General features: G+C 46.1%; 14 protein-coding genes. 7 read left to right on the forward strand and 7 right to left on the reverse strand.

The window, feature by feature from the left end; genetic code table 11:
* Window positions 1-202: 202 nt before the first annotated feature.
* The 3 genes from purE to ACZ2XM_RS05165 form a co-directional block, all read right to left on the reverse strand.
* Complete coding sequence (gene purE, locus ACZ2XM_RS05155) at window positions 203-736, reverse strand: 5-(carboxyamino)imidazole ribonucleotide mutase (protein WP_490587300.1); 534 nt, start codon at window positions 734-736, stop codon at window positions 203-205.
* A gap of 152 nt (window positions 737-888) precedes the next feature.
* The gene (locus tag ACZ2XM_RS05160; RefSeq protein ID WP_490587301.1) at window positions 889-1,866 is read right to left on the reverse strand and encodes a metallophosphoesterase; all 978 of its coding nucleotides are present in this window, start codon (window positions 1,864-1,866) and stop codon (window positions 889-891) included.
* A gap of 357 nt (window positions 1,867-2,223) precedes the next feature.
* Window positions 2,224-2,379: a DUF1328 domain-containing protein gene (locus ACZ2XM_RS05165; protein WP_490587302.1), complete on the reverse strand. Its 156-nt coding sequence runs from the start codon at window positions 2,377-2,379 to the stop codon at window positions 2,224-2,226.
* Window positions 2,380-3,181: 802 nt separating this feature from the next.
* Between ACZ2XM_RS05165 and ACZ2XM_RS05170 the strand changes: the two genes are divergently transcribed.
* From ACZ2XM_RS05170 to bfr (ACZ2XM_RS05180), 3 genes are all read left to right on the forward strand, one after another.
* Window positions 3,182-3,391: a (2Fe-2S)-binding protein gene (locus ACZ2XM_RS05170; RefSeq protein ID WP_490587303.1), complete on the forward strand. Its 210-nt coding sequence runs from the start codon at window positions 3,182-3,184 to the stop codon at window positions 3,389-3,391.
* Window positions 3,392-3,810: 419 nt separating this feature from the next.
* Entirely contained in the window at window positions 3,811-4,299 is a 489-nt protein-coding gene (gene bfr, locus ACZ2XM_RS05175) for a bacterioferritin (RefSeq protein WP_490587304.1), read from the forward strand.
* 66 nt (window positions 4,300-4,365) lie between these two features.
* Window positions 4,366-4,836, forward strand: coding sequence for a bacterioferritin (bfr, locus tag ACZ2XM_RS05180; RefSeq protein ID WP_490587305.1), 471 nt, complete (start codon window positions 4,366-4,368; stop codon window positions 4,834-4,836).
* A 205-nt stretch (window positions 4,837-5,041) separates the two neighbouring features.
* Here the strand turns inward: bfr (ACZ2XM_RS05180) and ACZ2XM_RS05185 are convergent, their stop codons facing one another.
* Window positions 5,042-5,656 (reverse strand): rhomboid family intramembrane serine protease, encoded by a 615-nt coding sequence (locus ACZ2XM_RS05185; RefSeq protein WP_490587306.1) that lies wholly within the window; start codon window positions 5,654-5,656, stop codon window positions 5,042-5,044.
* Between the two features lie 592 nt (window positions 5,657-6,248).
* On the opposite strand from ACZ2XM_RS05185, the gene ACZ2XM_RS05190 reads away from it, so the two are divergent.
* Window positions 6,249-7,766 (forward strand): hypothetical protein, encoded by a 1,518-nt coding sequence (locus ACZ2XM_RS05190; RefSeq protein WP_490587307.1) that lies wholly within the window; start codon window positions 6,249-6,251, stop codon window positions 7,764-7,766.
* Between the two features lie 521 nt (window positions 7,767-8,287).
* Window positions 8,288-10,027 (forward strand): OmpA family protein, encoded by a 1,740-nt coding sequence (locus tag ACZ2XM_RS05195; protein WP_490587308.1) that lies wholly within the window; start codon window positions 8,288-8,290, stop codon window positions 10,025-10,027.
* A 233-nt stretch (window positions 10,028-10,260) separates the two neighbouring features.
* Here ACZ2XM_RS05195 and nagZ read toward each other — a convergent pair whose 3' ends face one another.
* Window positions 10,261-11,337 carry a beta-N-acetylhexosaminidase gene (gene nagZ, locus ACZ2XM_RS05200; RefSeq protein ID WP_490587309.1) on the reverse strand — a complete coding sequence of 359 codons (1,077 nt, stop codon included), beginning with the start codon at window positions 11,335-11,337 and terminating at the stop codon, window positions 10,261-10,263.
* Window positions 11,338-11,805: 468 nt separating this feature from the next.
* Between nagZ and ACZ2XM_RS05205 the strand changes: the two genes are divergently transcribed.
* Window positions 11,806-14,118, forward strand: coding sequence for a carboxy terminal-processing peptidase (locus ACZ2XM_RS05205; RefSeq protein WP_490587310.1), 2,313 nt, complete (start codon window positions 11,806-11,808; stop codon window positions 14,116-14,118).
* A 115-nt stretch (window positions 14,119-14,233) separates the two neighbouring features.
* Here ACZ2XM_RS05205 and ACZ2XM_RS05210 read toward each other — a convergent pair whose 3' ends face one another.
* Together ACZ2XM_RS05210 and ACZ2XM_RS05215 are read right to left on the reverse strand one after the other, a co-directional pair.
* Complete coding sequence (locus ACZ2XM_RS05210) at window positions 14,234-15,847, reverse strand: HAMP domain-containing sensor histidine kinase (protein ID WP_490587311.1); 1,614 nt, start codon at window positions 15,845-15,847, stop codon at window positions 14,234-14,236.
* Window positions 15,844-16,518 carry a response regulator transcription factor gene (locus ACZ2XM_RS05215; RefSeq protein ID WP_490587312.1) on the reverse strand — a complete coding sequence of 225 codons (675 nt, stop codon included), beginning with the start codon at window positions 16,516-16,518 and terminating at the stop codon, window positions 15,844-15,846. Before ACZ2XM_RS05215 ends, ACZ2XM_RS05210 begins: the two co-directional genes overlap by 4 nt.
* Before the next feature lie 331 nt (window positions 16,519-16,849).
* Here ACZ2XM_RS05215 and ACZ2XM_RS05220 point away from each other — a divergent pair, with 331 nt between their 5' ends.
* The gene (locus ACZ2XM_RS05220; protein ID WP_490587313.1) at window positions 16,850-17,380 is read left to right on the forward strand and encodes a Spy/CpxP family protein refolding chaperone; all 531 of its coding nucleotides are present in this window, start codon (window positions 16,850-16,852) and stop codon (window positions 17,378-17,380) included.
* Window positions 17,381-17,467: the final 87 nt, after the last annotated feature.

Below are 17,467 nucleotides of genomic sequence, written 5' to 3' on the forward strand. Positions count from 1 at the left end.
AGGTGGCTGAGCATTAATAGAGTAGGGCGCTCTAGTATCGATAGCTGTGAATGAGATAGCCGTATAGTAGACAATACTAAAAAAACACGCATAACAACAGTTAATTCATAGCGCTGCGATAAAGTAATGGCACGGTTGTAACATAAAGGAGCTGCTTATTAAAGGCAGCCCCTTAGCAAATTTGCTTGAAAGTACCAACCGTTTAAAGGTTTATTAAACCTGGCGTTGGGCTGGCTAGTACCGTATCGGTCTGGTGTTGGCGCATGATTTTTAACTTTTCTGCTAAGGCTTCATCATGTAGGGCTAGGATTTGAATGGCTAGTAACGCCGCATTATAAGCGCCCGCCGTACCAATCGCTAGGGTACCCACCGCGATACCTTTAGGCATCTGTACGATAGATAATAAGCTGTCCCAGCCACTTAAGGTTGAGGATTTCACCGGCACACCCAATACAGGTAGTGCCGTCTGACTGGCACACATACCAGGCAGATGCGCTGCGCCACCGGCACCGGCGATGATGACTTGTAGGCCACGCTCTTGAGCCGTTTTAGCATAGTCAAATAGGCGGTCGGGGGTACGGTGAGCGGATACCACTTCACAGTCGAAAGGGACAGCAAAGTCAGTCAGCAGCTGTGCGGCCAGACTCATCGTCGCCCAATCGGATTGCGAGCCCATAATGATACCGACTTTGGCACGGCCTTCTGGTGAAGCGATAGGAGCAGGAGAGGAAGTCATGGCGCAGTATCCTTACAAAACGACCATCATACAAAAAAACGACCGCGATAAAAAGCAACAATTAGGTTTAGTTACGTCTTACTGTCCGAATTTCTAGTTTGAGCTGCCATCTAGGCGCAGATGAGGTCGCTAGCCCTCAGATTAGGCGCGTATTAAGTATGAATGTACTGGACAAAATTATCCGCACTAAGGGGCAAGGGTTGTGCAGTATCCAGTAAATAGGCAGTCAGATAACCAGGTCCTGCTGCTGAATAGTCGGTACAAACAACCTGCGGGCTCAGCGGTACCGGCGTACCTGTAAGCCAATAGTGCCCCATAAAGACCGGCTTATCCGTAAGTAAGGTAAAGTCCAAACCTTCCGCCCGCGTGTCTTTAGGGATTTGCGCTAAGTCTGACGAGGGTGCGCGTGCGATATCGACTATATACTTATCATGTAAATCAGGCAGCCACCACTGTACGCGCATATTGCGGCGCACGGCACCATCTTTATCGGTAAAGGTCAGCCCTTGCGGCAGTGGAATCTCTACCCCTTTGAGCACGCGCTCGAGCGCATCATATTCTTTAGTGCCTTTTTGGCTGGTCCGCTGTAGCGCTGCTGGCGTTAGGCAATTGTCTTCGGTCAATAGCGGCTTGAGTACCGCCATATTATCGACATCCCAGCAGGCATGCACAAAGCAAGCGGCTTCAGTCTCAATCCACAGCGGCAACTCATAAAACCGCGAGAGCCAATAGTGATGCTCTGCGGAACCAAACGGGACTTCCGCTAAAAACTCTTGATGCTGACGCTCATGGGTGACATTGTGCGAGCGCAAATAGCGGCTCTCCGCCTCCGGACTAGACTCATCTAGAGTGGCATAGGCCAAAGCATTGTATTCATGATTGCCCATAATAGCTTGGGCAACTCCGGCGTCAATCATTGCAAAAACGATCTCTAAGGTTTCTACTTCTTGTGGACCACGGTCAATAAGGTCACCAATAAATAGGGCATGATGGCCAGCAGGGGGCGCATAGTAGCTAGTATTGCCCGTATCCGTAAGCTTATCAGTCGTTAGAGTATAACCAAGTTTAGCCAATAGACCTTTAAGCTTAGTAGCTTGGCCATGGATATCGCCAATGACATCATAAATCATAAGGTACTTCTGCCTTTTATTAATAGAGTTTTTATCAAAATGGTTGTTTATTGAAGGAGGCTTTATGGAAATTAAGGGGTGAATAGCAGCTAGCTAACGCTAAGAAAATTAGCAACGACTGTAGTTAAATTTTTGTAGCATCTCAGCAGCATTATAGCGTTAATGGTGGGCTGATAGGGCTGCTAAAACCGACTAGCCATTCGGTAACTTAGCTATATGGGACTAATTTCACGCGTAAAAAAAGGCACCTATTAAGATGCCTTCTTTCGTCACGTTGCTTTTATTAAAAGCCAGTATTAATGGCCAGCTTCTTTAGAGGTTATCTACTAACAACTCTCAATTAAGCGGCGCAAAAAATTATACTTTACGTGAGATGAAACCAACGATGAACAAGATAACCGCGATTACTAAGAAAATGTACGCAAAGTTTGAACTTAAACCTGCGACACCACCGAAACCAAGGAAGCTGGCAAGTAAAGCGATAACTGCGAAAATGATAGCCCATCTAAACATAATATACTCCTTTAAAATAGAAAAATAGTTCCCTAGGGATTCCTAGTATTATTAATAAATTTGGGTAAGTCCTAATCTAAGTCTGGTTCACTACTTAGCACTTATCAAAGAAAGATAGTTTTATTAAAAACACATATCTTAAAGTAAGCGCTGCTAGAGGTTAACTTAAACTTAGAATCAACTGACTGGTACTGAGTTACAAAACATATAACACCCAAGTCCCTAGTTGTAAACAAGTTCAAGATAGCACTAGCGATGGCGCTTTAATTCGCTATTTTAGTAATGCTTTGTATGTTATGTAGCCGCTACGTTGATATCGTGCATCCTTTCGGAGTACTTGCGTTAGAAAACCCTACATCGCGTTAACTTACTTGAATAATAGGGAAAGCATGTATCTGACATCTGACAAATTCATGATTTTGCTCTAATTAGATCTTAATTCTGTAATTGGTCTTGCAGAGAATTAACCCACGATTTCTAGCAGCCTAGATGTAGCTACAGACACAGTAAGGCTAGACAAGTAACTTGCAACAATAATGCATGAAAGGTATTGTAAATAGTAATAATTATCGTTACCATAGCTGTATTAGTGAGTCGCTCTTCTATTCCAAGGGATAAGATTTCAAGGAATAAGCAGGCAAGATATAACTGGTTAGCAGTAGTGAGTCAAAGCTGGGCTATAAAGTAAAAGCGGCTAAACGATAACGCTGTCTCGTTAGAGCAGGGCGGCATTATGATTATATTAATTAAGTCAAAGAGTGATCAGGATTATTCCCTGTCATAGTGGCTTAGGAGCAATCGCATGTACGTGTGTATCTGTAATGATGTCAAAGAAAAGCAAATCAAAGCGGCTATTGCCTCGGGTATTGATACTTTAGCTGGCCTGCAAGAGACCTTAGATGTGGCAACTTGCTGCGGCTGTTGTGAGCCTATGGTGAATGACTATTTGGATGCACATCATGAGATGATGGCCGATAGCGAATTGGTCAGTCAATTGGCCTATGCGGTTTAGGTTTTAAAGCCATTTTTTACAGCAAGTTTTTAAAGCAAAGTTTAAGTAGTAAGTCGGCTAAATTTTGATGGGTTACCACGCTGGTTATTTCCTTTTCAGACTGCTTCGCAATTTATAAAATGAGTCATTATTATTAATTACTGTCCTAAATGGGCTTTATATTAAAATAATGGCTATTTTTTTGTCAAAAAAACGCTGTTTGCCTTACTAGGGATGGGGTCAGCCTACCTAATAATTTAAAGTATTCCTCAGCTTATCTCAGTAATCTAATCAGGTCTTATTCTCAATTCCCCCTTCATTCCCAGTTCTAAATGTTGCTAGTATATCAAGCTGTTTGTGTTAAAATTTTGTTTAAACAATACTCCTCATTTCTAAAAATAGACTTAGAGCCATTTACTCTTAGACGCATAGGTGCACCCATGAAAGGCAGCCCACAAGTTATTGATTATCTAAACTTTTTGCTCGGCGGTGAATTAGCCGCTCGCGATCAGTATTTCATCCACTCTGAAATGTATGCAGAATGGCACTATGGCAAGCTGTATGAGCGTATTCATCATGAGATGGCAGACGAGACTCTACATGCTCAAGCCATTATTCGTCGTATCATGATGTTGGGCGGCAAGCCTAATATGAAGGTCGATGAGATCAACGTTGGTACGACTGTGCCAGAAATGCTGCAATTGGATTTAAACCTGGAATATCAGGTACAGCAGCATCTTAAAGACGGTATTACCTTGTGTGAGACTGAGCACGACTATGTCACGCGTGATATGTTGGTCGCTCAATTAGAAGATACTGAAGAGGATCATGCACATTGGCTTGAGCAGCAACTGCGCCTTATCGATATGATTGGCCTACCCAATTACCTCCAAAGCCAAATGGGTGAGGTCGAACCCGAGCTGAAATAAGCTAGGTCACTGCCACCATTTAAGAGATATTGACTGGAACTATTAAGCAAAATAAAGGGGTAGGATATGAAAGGGGATAAAGAAGTCATCCGCGCATTGAATAAAGTATTGGGCCAATCACTGATTGCCATTAACCAGTATTTTTTGCATGCTCGTATCGCCAAAAACTGGGGTATCGAAGAGCTGAACGAGAATTTCTATAAGCAATCCATTCAAGAGATGAAGTGGTCAGATGCTATTATCGAACGTATTCTGCTGTTAGAGGGTCTGCCCAATCTACAAGACTACGGCAAACTCTATATCGGTGAAGACGTGGAAGAAATGATTGAGTGCAATGTGCGCCTAGAAGATCAGAAATTCGCCATGATTACCGATACCATGACGCTGTGTGAACAAAAACAAGACTATGTCTCGCGCAAGCTGTTATTAGGGATTAAAGACGGTAACGAAGAATACATCGATTGGTTGGACACGCAAAAAGACTTGATTCGCGACATCGGTATGCAAAACTATATCCAAGCGAAAATCGACGATTAAGAGGCGACATGGTTAGGATTCAGCAATGCTAGGATTAAACGTAGCTAGCATTGAGCAGGGCTAGCATTAAGCACAGCTAAGATGCAGAGCAGTCAGTGAGCTGACCGCGTAAAGTTAAATTTTCAGCATAAAAAAAGCCAGTATCATTAAGGATGCTGGCTTTTTTTATGGGCGGCTCTACAACCCTTGCTAAGCTACTGTTGGTTTAAAAATTGGGATACAGCAACGCATTAAAGAAATGCGGTAAGACATTAGGATTTAATAAAATGGTTGCGACGACCCCAAAGGCGCCGCCCCATAGATGGGCCAGATGATTGACATTGGAGGTGCCTTTACTATTGGCGTAGATACTATAACCAACGTAGGCAATCGCAAACACAATCGCTGGGATAGGGACGATAGCGAATAAATACAGCATGTCCCAAGGGGCCATCAAAATAAAGGCAAATAGGACCGCGGATACGCCGCCGGATGCCCCGAGACTGAGGTAAGTGGCATCGCCTTTATGCTGCAAATAACTAGGAATAATGGCCACAACGATAGCCGCTAGATAGAATAGAATAAAACCGAAACCATTAAAGTACTGCGCATAAAATTGCTCGATAGCGCGGCCAAAAAAGTACAAGGTAAACATGTTGAAGAGGAGATGCGTGCTATCGGCATGGATAAAACCATGGGTGATTAACCGATACCATTCGCCTTTAGCAATCGCTGGCGGGTAGAATATTAAACGGTTTAACAAAGCTTTGCTTTGCCACGCTAGCAAACTGACGATGACCGTCACGATAATAATCAGCGTGGTATGGTCTAAATTCAACAATGGAAAGTCCTCATCCTATTTATAGGGCAATAAGAAGTTATAGGGTTATGGGTTAATAAGTAGTTGTCAATCAATGACAAAGTAGATGGGTTAAATAATAAAGCGCCTACAGCGTAAAATTATAGTTTTAATGTTAAAAGTATCCAACGTCATCCACGATATAGAAACAGTCAGGCTATTGATTTGGGCCATAAGCCCGTCAATAGCAGCCGCTAGAGACACTATTGTGCAAGTGTGCCACAATTGGCTATTGGATATCGATATTAATCGACAGTTATAACGAAAGCTCACGAAAACACTACTTTAGCGGTTGAGTGATGTCGGCTAGCCAAAAATTTCATAGCAGCGACTTATGGCATAGCGGCGCTCAACAGAATTGGCTCTAGCAAACACGCTGCACAACTCTAACTTTTTCATAATTATATGAATGATAAGAGAAGGTTAGCTTATTGCGTGAATAAGATGACACCATTGCCTATGAACAGGTAATATGAGCTTATTGTTCAGTGGCCACTAAACTCTGCTAATCGTGTCTCGTGGACTAGCGTGCGACGTTGCAACCTTCTTCTACTTATCCTATAAAAAGACCACTATGACTCTAATCTCTCAGCTTGCCCAGCGCATTACCCCTTTGATACTCAACCACAGCTCGCCAACTGGGGCCGCAGAGCCAACGTCCGAGCAGGCTTTATTAGAGCAGTTTTATGCTTTAGTAGCGGTGCGCTTAACCGAGGCTCCCGTACAGCAGCGCCTATCCGATGCGAGCCCAAACTCGCTAGCAGACGACTTATCCGCTGAGAGGCTGTTTGCGCAATTATGGCCGGTTGCCAGCGATCGTCAAACCCTCGTTGACGAGTTGGCTGATAGTTACTATATGACAGCGCCGCAGACCGAAGACTTGGTCCATACCGCCTTGCCACTGCTCTATAGCGAATTGCAGCATTTAAGCCGGCAACAGCGCTTATCGTTAACGGAGTTACTAACGCCACAATTGGCGGTCATGCGTGCTTATATTGCGCCTTGGGCAGCGCCTTTATTGTCCTTGGAGCAGACTCAAGCACAAGCGGGTCAACCGGGAACTAATAGCGTCGCTTATCCCGTAGATGACCATGTAGATAATCAGGCAGATGACCACGCAGCAATCAATGCCCTGCACGCCAGTCCAGCTGATGAGCACGCTGACCACAATGACGCTAGGCTGCAAAAAGTCCGTAAGCGCCCCAATAAGCGAATACTATTAATAGTCACGCTGCTGCTTGGGCTCCTGATTTTAGCGGGGCTAGCTTGGTTAGCCTTCAACTATTATCAGCAGCAGCAAGTCACTGATCCTGTCGTCACCACACCAGTAGTACCCGCTGTCGCCAAACCGCCGGTCAGTACAGCATTAACTCCTGCAAAGCTGGTCATAAAAATGGATCTGGGGCAGAGTTTATACGAGTGCCAAGCCACGGTAGGTAACGCTCAGTTAGAGGCGTCTTTGTTTAATACTTTGACGACCGTACTAGGGGAGCAGGCGCGCCAATGTGTCGTAACCATTGATGCCAATACTGCTACTGAGATGACCAGCTTGCCCAGCTTAGCCGGTATTCTCTCTGTGATTCAGCCTGTCGCCTTTGCCACTTTAGAGCTCCAAGACAATACCTTAAGCTTGTCTGCGCCTGACCCTAATGCGTTAAATCAGATGATTATGCAAATACAATCTATAGCCCCGGCGCTGACTATCCGAGCCTTAGACCCTATAGTGCCTGCGGGAGCTAACGCGAATGGTATGCCCGGTAATAACGAGGCTATGGGTATGGAGGGGAATATACCGGCAAACTCAGACCCCAATGCTATGAATAATCCAATGGATATGGGCGCTAATACTCCGAATATGCCGAGTAATAATAACTCTGGTTATGCGGGTAACGAGGGCGCTTATAATAATGGCGGCATGCCCAACTATGAGCAAAATATACCGGCAGCTCCACCTGCTAATAATAATTCAGATATGAATAACGGGTCTAACTATACCGGCACAGTCTCAGAAAATGAGCTAGATGAGCTCGCTAACATGAATATTTACGCTGAGCCTGCGCAAGGCGGTAGACCTATTCGTTCTGTCGAATAAAGCGAGATTTTCGCCAAGCTAAAAACTGGAGAAATGCCACAAAAAGGGGAAAAACACGGTTTAAAGTGCCAAATTGATGCATTTAAGCGAATATTTGATAAAGAAACAGGCAAATTACTTACGTGGGTTGACGCAATCACTACCTAACGTAGCATTTGCACAACATCTACATCATTGAGCGCAACGTAACTATGTCTTTATAATTACTGCAATGGCTAATAAAGCCAATACCTAGCATTTGGTTCACTGCTTAGTGATTATTTATACCGCTAAGCTACTTTATGCTCATTACTTCTACTAATTAATAAGTTTCGATGACTTTATAACCTTGGCCGTAACGGCAGTTCAATATTAGGTTTAAATATTCGTCATTTGTTAAGAAGTTAGTCTTTTTAAGACATTTAAAAGTTGGCTGATAGTACGAAGACAAGAGCTGCAAGAGAAGAGCAGATAGGTAGCTTACTGAAAAAAGCTTTATCAAAATAGAACCTTAAAAATTATTTTCTGGAGGAAAACAATTCATGGATATCATCAATCATCTAGCCCGCACTGTAACGCCTGCTGTTTTAGGCGATAACCGTACCCCACAAAACGAAAGCTTATTAGAGCAATTCTACGCTATTTTTGCTGGCCGTTTAGCCGACGAAGACACTTATGGTCGTTTTTCTGGTCAAGAAATTGCCCGTGATGACCATGGTTTCTATGACCGTGTTTGGACTGATCAAACACATCGTACGAGCATTTCACGCGAATTGGCTAGCGCCCATAACGTTGATGAGTCTTCAGTCCAAGGTCTAGTAGCTGCCGCCGCTCCTTTGGCCTATCATGAGATTAGCAGCCTAGCAGGCACGACTCCTGTACCACAATTTTTACGCGATAACTTATCGACCTATCGTGACCATATTCCAGCTTGGGCCACCACTCTAGTTCCTGCAAGTCTATTAGCAGCCCAACCTGTAGCTGCGCATGCTGCTGGCCATCGTATCTCTGATACTGTTAGCACAGCACCACTACAGCGTGAAGAAGAGAAGGGCGGTAGCTTTATGAAAGCGCTATTGCCAATCATTGGTCTAATCATCTTAGGTGCGCTAGCTTGGGCTTTACTAAAAGGCTGCCAAGAAAATCCAGAGCCTGTGGCTACTCCGGTAGTGACCGAGCAAGTGGCTGAAGGCGATAACGCTACTGCCGTTGCTGCTGATATCGAGCCTGCCTCATTACGTATTGCTACTGGTGAAGACAACATGCTTTACGCTTGCCGTATTAACGCGGGTGACGAAGCCTTGAGAGATCAAATCATAGATGCTGTCCGTGGTGTGTTCGGTGATGAAGCCGATAAATGCCGTGCTGACATCGATGATAGCTTTGCTACCGATATGCCAGCCGCAGCCAGCTTAGCGACTATTTTACCTATCGTGAAAAACTCACCTAATGCTAGCATGATTATCAAAGGTGACCAGATTGTAGTCAACTCGCCAGATGCTGCTGCTTTAGAGCAATTGGTTTCTGATATTCAAGCCGCCGCGCCTGGTATGACAGTAGTAGCTGAAGGCCCATTAGACCTACAAAACGAAATTGATAACAGCTTAACCGCTTCTGGTGCAGCAATGGACGGTCTTGGTGAAAACCCAGATCCACGCGATGTAGCTCGTGCTTTAAGCTTACAGGTTATCAACTTTGAAGTAGATAAAGCGCTTATTCCTGACGTGAACAAGCCTTTGTTAGACCGTGCTGCAGAAATTATGAAAGCTGTGCCTGATATGCAGCTTATGATTATGGGTCATACCGATAGCCAAGCCTCTGATGCTTATAACATGGAGCTATCACGTGACCGTGCTGAAGCGGTTAAAGAGTACTTAGTATCGAAAGGTGTGGATGCTAGCAAATTGCAGACTAAAGGCATGGGTGAAACGGATCCAATCGCCGATAACTCAACTGAGCAAGGTCGCTTCCGTAACCGTCGTATCGAATTCACAGTCTATGACGAAAGCATGGCTGCTGATGCTAACGGTATCGCAGTAACTGCCGGTAACAATGGTGATGTTGGTATGGGTACTACGGCACAAGCAGGCGCTGCCTCAGCTGCTGCAACCGTCGGTAATGCGGCTACTAGCGCTGGCAACGCTGTGAAAAATGCGGGTAATGCTGCTTTGAACGCTGATCCAGATTTAAACCCATTAGATAGCAACAATGATGACTTGCTACCAGATAGCGATGACCCAACTAAAGGCACTGCTTTAGACCCTAAAGCCAATACTCAGTAATCTTCGCTAGTGATAAATCGTTACTGACCCAGTGTTAATGACGAACTGGCTTATCTAAATTAGCTTATAGGTAATAAAAGCTAAGGTCTCATAAAAGATAAGTCAGCGAATAAAAAGACCGCTCCTGCGAACAGGGGCGGTCTTTTTTTATGTGCCTAAATAATTAGCCTGTTAGCTGTTGTTTAGTTAAGCGCAGTCTATATTGAACTGGAGCAGTAGCTAAACTGTAGCCTTTATTGCACCTTATAGTGGGTCGGGTCAACTGCATCGTCGGCGGTAGTAGCTGGCTCAGCAAAAAAGGCCTGATGGACGTTTTGCTTAGCTTGCGCCCAATAGTCAAACTGTGCACAGGTCGTGGCAAAGTCAGCTTGCCAATCGGGAATATTACCCGATAAAGCGCGTAAACGCTCTTGGTTGGGGTAGGGCAAATCATGGGCACAGCGCGCTGCTTCATGGGCGGCAACGCGGTCATTACACACCAAGGCCATATCACAGCCGGCATTAATAGCCGCATGGACGCGCTCATTAACACCACCTACGACATGGGCCGCTTTCATCGATAAGTCATCTGAAAATAACACGCCGTTAAAGCCCAATTGCTTACGAATGATGTCTTGTAACCAGATGGTAGAGAAACCCGCTGGTTTATCATCGACTTGGTCAAAGATAACGTGTGCGGGCATCATAGCGTCTAACCATGGCATAGTCTGTATAAAGGGTTGCATATCTTGCGCTGCAATCTCAGCAAAGCTGCGGGAGTCTATCGCATCCGCTACATGTGAGTCGGGTGCGACTGAGCCGTGACCTGGGAAGTGCTTGCCGGTAGTGGCCATACCCGCGGCTTTCATTCCGCGCATAAATTGGGTGCTTAGCGCGACGACCGCTTCAGGGCTGGCGTGAAAACCTCTATCTCCAATCACTTGGCTGACCCCATCAATATCTAATACTGGCGCAAAGCTTAAGTCGATACCCACAGCCAATACTTCTGCTGCCATCAGGTAACCACAGTCATAGGCCAGTCTTAAAGCTTGGCAAGGGTCTGTAGTAAATAGAGCGCCTAACTTACCCATCGCGGGCAAAGGACTAAAGCCGTCTCTAAGCCGGGCGACGCGGCCACCTTCTTGGTCGACACCGATTAAGATATCAGGGTTATGATGGCGAATGTCTTCGCATAAGGCGCGTACCTGCGCAGGTGACTCGACATTCCGAGCGAATAAAATAACGCCGCCCACTTGCGCTTGCTCAATCAAGGACACATCATCCGCTGATAGCTGAGTGTCGCCTACATCAATCATCAATACACCGTACATACCTACTTATCCTTTATGCTAAATCCATGCCGAATCAATACGAAATCTTAGCGACATTATGACAGCTATTGCTCGATGCCGCACACACCTTGGCGCAAGTTATTACTATCTATAGTATGATAATTAGCGAGTAGCAGGTATATTGGTAAGGACGCTGTTAGAAACTAGGAGGGACCGCTCATGCTGTGCAATAGCTTAAGAAGCCACATACAGTTTGGTCACATTTGCCCCTAGAGAGTTATGCTAATATTTAGCAAAATTTAACCTTTATCCTGTGCTTACGCTATACCTTAGCAGGAAGCAGAGCAGCGAAAGTTGCCGTTAATTTAATCTATATCGCAATAGTTTTTGCCCCAGCCGCCCAAGCTGGTAAATATAGACTAAGGTTGCAAACAGAGCCTAGCCTGGCGCAAGGTTACCCTTTTCGATTTCTTATTTTATAAACTGATAATTATTTAGGTCTTAATAATGAAAAAACAATCTACGCAATGGTTATTAAGTGCGGCTGCCGTCGGCGTTGCTGGTATCGTATTTTCGCAAAGCTACGGTGTGGCCGTGGCCAGTACAGCAACCGAAGGCTTTCAAATCACGCCTGAGCAGCAGATGACCACGCGACAAGTGGCAGCATTGTTGGACCGCAGTCATTATCTTAATCAGCCGCTCAACCAAGAGATGGGCCGGAAGATTATGCAGATGTATATCGATAATCTAGACCCCAATCACACGCTATTTTTGCAGTCTGATATCGACGAGTTCAACAAGAAATACGCGGATAATTTCGCGGATCGTATGAAGCGTGGTGACTTGTCTGCGGGCGTGGCTATCTTTGAGCGCTATCGCAAACGCTCTAGTGAATACTTTGATTTTGCTAAAAAGCTGCTAAAAACGGATGTGAACCTCAAGCGCAAAGACACCATCGTCCTCGACCGTGAAGATGAGCCGCACTTTAAGTCGGCTAAAGAACAGCGCAACTATTGGGAGCGTCAAGTCACCTTCCAATTGATGAGCATCACTTTAGGCCAAGAAAGCGAAAAGGCGAAAGAGAAGGTCTTTTTAGACAACCCCGATATTACCCGTGGTCAGGACTTAGTGCGCGATGATAAGCGCAGTCCTAGTGAGATTTTACTCAACCGTCTCTCGCGTCAGCAAGGCCAGTTGGAGCGTCTAAAAGACGATGAGATTATGGAGACCGTGTTAAATACGGCCATGCTCACTTATGACCCGCATAGCAACTACTACGCCCCTATCCAAGCGACTGAGCTCCAGATTCAATCGAGTCTACAGTTAGAAGGTATCGGGGTCTCTATTCGTCCTGACCGTAAAAACCCAGACTATACGCGTATTGTCACTCTAGTGGATGGCGGTCCTGCGGCTAAGACAGGCCAGGTGAAACCCAATGACTTAATCATTGGTATTGCGCAAGATGGCAAAGCCATGCAAGATGTCGTGGGCTGGTCCACGCGCGAAATCGTGGGCCTTATTCGCGGTAAACGTGGCACGCCAGTGACGATTAAAGTTCGTCAGCCCAATGCTCCTGAAGCCAGTGCCCGTACTATTACCATCGTGCGTGATGTCATCGAGCAAGAAGAGTCTGGTGTGACTCATCGTGTGGTCGAAGTGCAGCGTCCAGGTATCGATGAAAGACCACAACGTATTGGGGTGCTAGAGATTCCTAGCTTTTATCTCAACTATAAAGCACGTCGTAATGGCGAGAACTACCGCAGTGTCAGTATCGATACGCAACGGGCTATCGAGGCGCTGAATAAACAAAATATCGACGGGATGGTGGTCGATTTACGCAATAATCCAGGCGGCTCACTCGATGAAGTCGCGAAAATGTTGGGTCTCTTTATCAAAGAAGGGCCATTGGTACAGATTCGTGATAACCGCGGTAATGTGCAGGTCTATAAAGATGAAGATGGCGGCAAGCAATTATATGATGGCAAGCTTGCCGTGATTACCAACTTAGCTTCTGCTTCCGCTAGTGAGATTTTTGCTGCTGCAATCCAAGATTATGGCCGCGGTTTGGTAGTAGGAAGTACGACCACCGGTAAAGGCTCGGCACAGATTCAATTGGATAATTTAGCGTTAGGCTCGGCGACGTTAACCCAGCGTAAGTTTTACCGTATCACGGGCGGCAGTACCCAGAATAAAGGGGTAGTGCCTGATGTCGAATTGGTCAATATTTATGACGATGCCACCTTTGGTGAGCGCGCACAGAAATATGCGCTACCTTGGGATACTATTAAGACGGCGGCCTATAAACCGGAAGGAAAGTTTGTCTCTGACACGCTAGCGACGCTCAATCAGCAGTCTAAGATTCGTCAGACCACCAATCCAGAATTTGTCTACCTATCGACGTTGAACAATATCCGCGATATGGAAGATGAGAAAGCGCCACTAAAAATTAATATCGACACTCGCCGCGCTAAGATGAGACTCATCGAGCAGCGCACTTTAGAGGCTGAAAATAAACGTCGTGTGGCAACGGGTGAAAAGCCTTATGCCGATTGGAACACTTATCAAGCGGCTATCGATGCGAAGTTTGAAGAGCGCAGCCAAATGAAAGAAGCCGAGCGTCCACAACTGCCAGAAGATGAAGTGTTTATCAAGGAAGCCGCCTACTTGATGCTAGACGCTGATCCGGTGACCAAAGTAGCGCCTAAGCCTAGCGTGACCCCTGCTGGACCTGCCGCGGCTAAAGCTGCGTCCACTACTCTAGAACCCACGCAGCAAGACATCATCGCGACCAAACCTGAGGTCGTAGACACTGCTGAATAATTAGTCAAGGTAGCTAAGTAGTCAAGATAGCATTGTGCTGATAAAAAAAAGGCTAACCGGAAAGGTTAGCCTTTTTTTATGACGAGAGTTTTATAACAAGACCTTGAGCTATGCTTTAAACCTCAGTAATTAGAGGTAGCGTTACTCGAACGCTTAAACCTTCGTTAACGTCTTGAGTATTAACTCGATTGGCGGCAGTAATCTGCCCACCGTGGGCAGTAATGACGGCGTGAGCAATGGCTAATCCTAGACCATGACCACCGGTCTGTCGTTGCCGCGCACTGTCTAACCTTACAAAGGGCTGAAAAATTTGGTCGATATCCGCTTCTGTGATGCCGCTGCCTTCATCTTGAATATCAATAATCACGCTGCGATCATTATTATAATGGGGCATGCCCATCTTTTTACGGCGATTATTTAAAGCAGTGTCGGTTGCTGTAGTCGTCATAGTCTGGACTTTGACGCTCACTTGCCGACCGGCAGGGGTATGCATAAAGGCATTGCGAATGATGTTCTCAAGCGCGCTATGGACTTGCTCAGCATCGAGCATTAACGCTAGGTTATCGGGACCTTGGTAATGCCATTGAATGTCTTTTTGTTGAAATTCAAACCGCACATCCAGGCCAATTTGCTCGATAATCTGCACGATATCGCTAGCGCTTTTTTCGGGAGCGCCTGAGCCAATGCCCATCTGCAAAGATTGAATATGGATGATTTGCCCAATTAACGCATTGAGGCGGGCCGACTCCTTTTGGATGCGGTCGAGGTAGTTGCTGGCTTGCGGAGCTCGGTCATGGGCCAGCTCAGTAGCCACCTCTAACCGTGCTAGCGGCGAGCGCAACTCATGGGAGATGTCGCTGAGCATTTGCTGGCGAGCTTGATCGCTCTGCTGTAGCCGTTGTGACAATAGTGCGATATCTTGCGCCAAAGCGCCGAGCTCGTCTTGGCCCAGATGCGTCAGTGATTGCCCTGCAGCATAATGGCCATGGCTCAGCTCATGCACAGTATGCTGCACTTTACGAATACGCCCGGTCAGTGAGCGACTGAGCCAATAACAAACCAGGATGCTAAAGAGCAATAGCAAAGCAAAGCGTAAGCCTAGATAACTTTGCTTCATCGCAATAATTTCGCCATAAGGCAAGCGCGGATAGAGGTGAATATTGGCGGTGCGCCCATCGGCTAGCGTAACCGTAGTCTCGGGCAGCTCATTACCGTCACGCCAAGCTTTAAGCGCGGCTTTGCCAATGTCTGATAAGGGCGGTGCCAAGCTACCGGGAATTTCTGTAGGGCCGGCTCTCGAAGCCGCTCTAGTTCTCGATTCTGCAGGATACAGACGCGATTCCTCAGCACCACCACGCGGCGTATAGGAGCGTGGCCGCCAGCGCTCTGCTGGAAACAATACATCCCCGGCTGAATCTACCACGATGACCTGATGCGATATGCCCCGTTGGTTCTTATACAGCGTCTTAACCGATTCAATATCCCCAGCTTGAAGATACTCGGCAATCTGGGTTTGTATCTCTGTCAAATAAGACACTTGCTTGCGCATGCGCTCATCGATAGCTTGGGCCATTAAAGTACGCTCTACCAATAGAGTGAGCGCTGATGTGAATAAAACGGTCAGTAACATCGCCAAAAATAACCGCCAGAATAAAGGCAATTTGGCGAAAAGCTTAAACTTGCTTGGCGAGGGGGCAGCCTGGGGCTCGGATAGGGGAGTAGCGGTCATAATACCAACTGATAACCACGCCCGCGCACGGCTTTGATGGGGTCATTATGATAGGACTGGAGTTTTTTGCGCAGGCGCGAAATATGCACATCAATACTACGGTCGTACGGCTGCAATTCGCGCTGTAGCACCTTTTGCGACAGCCATTCTTTACTGACCACGTCGCCTTTGTGGCGCAGTAGATTGAGAAGCAAGTCGTATTCAGTACCGGTGAGCGATAGTGTATCGCCATCAATCACACACGTGCGAGCACTGGTATCCATATCCAGGCGGCTGTCCGGCAGTGGGGTATCATCCGCTATGGTGGGGCCTGAGCGCTTTACCACAGCATTGATACGGGCCAACAGCTCGCGGGGGTTACAGGGTTTCGCGATATAGTCATCCGCGCCTAACTCTAAGCCAATAATACGATCGATTTCATCCCCCTTGGCAGTGAGCATAATGACGGGAGTAGAGGAGGCGGTATTGGGCAGCTGCCTTAACACGCTGAGGCCATCCATCTTGGGCATCATAATATCGAGCACCAGTAAATCATAGGCGCGAGTCTGCAACATCTGAAGCACTTGTTCGCCGTCATAGGCACAATCACAGCGCACATCATAACTGCTCAAATACTCCTGCAATAGCGCCGTCAATTCAACATCATCATCACCGAGCAAAATATGCAGCATGGTCTCACCTTTATTATTAAGAGTTAGCTTTGCCGCCGCCAGCCTAAATCTAGTGGGCAGTCACCCACCTAAATACGACGCCAAGCCTTAGTTTGATTACCATTATTGTCTAAGGCGCGCGCCCAGAGCAAGCTTCTGATGCAAACGTTACCTTTCTTAAAGTTTCATCATCCAACGCAACGCAGTACTGCCTTATCATAGCGCTCATAGGATGCCAAACTATCGGCATTACTGGATACCCTAAAAAATTTAAACTTCTATTTAAATATTAACCAGTACAGGCTCCATCACTTTTAAGATGACTGTAAACCCTCAATTAAAGGAAATAACGATGAAAAAATTACTATTAAGCACCTTATTAGCAGCCAGCTCTACTTTAGTATTGGCCAGTGGCGCACAAGCGGCACCAACCGCAACGACTAGCGCTACCAACACAACCACTATCAAGCAAGTTGATCAAAAGAAAGTGGATAACAAAAAAGCGAACTTTAAAAATAAGCGCCACAATGGTTTTGAAGCGCTCAACTTAACAGACGCGCAGAAAGCTAAAATCAAAACCATCATGGAAGCACAGCGCGGTGAAGGCGACCGTACGCAGATGCGTGCTGAGCATCAGCAAACCCAACAGAAAATTGCTGATTTGACTAAAGCTAGCACCTTAGATACCCGCGCACTAAATACTATGGCAGATGCTCAAGCGGCAAAAGCCAAACAACGCTTTATCAAACGCGTACAAATGCAACATGCTATCGCGCAAGTGCTAACGCCAGAGCAACGTGAGCAAATGGCTACGGCCCAAGCTGAGCGTCAGCAAAGATTCGCTCAAGGTTGGAAACAACATAGCAAGCCTGCAGCGAAATAATACTTGGCAACTTACTGCTATCGGCAATGGCAACTTGCTACGAGTAGCTTACGGCTATAGGTAGGTCGATTTAAAACCGATAGAGTT

Source organism: Psychrobacter sp. CoH-33_TS_01, assembly GCF_058189395.1.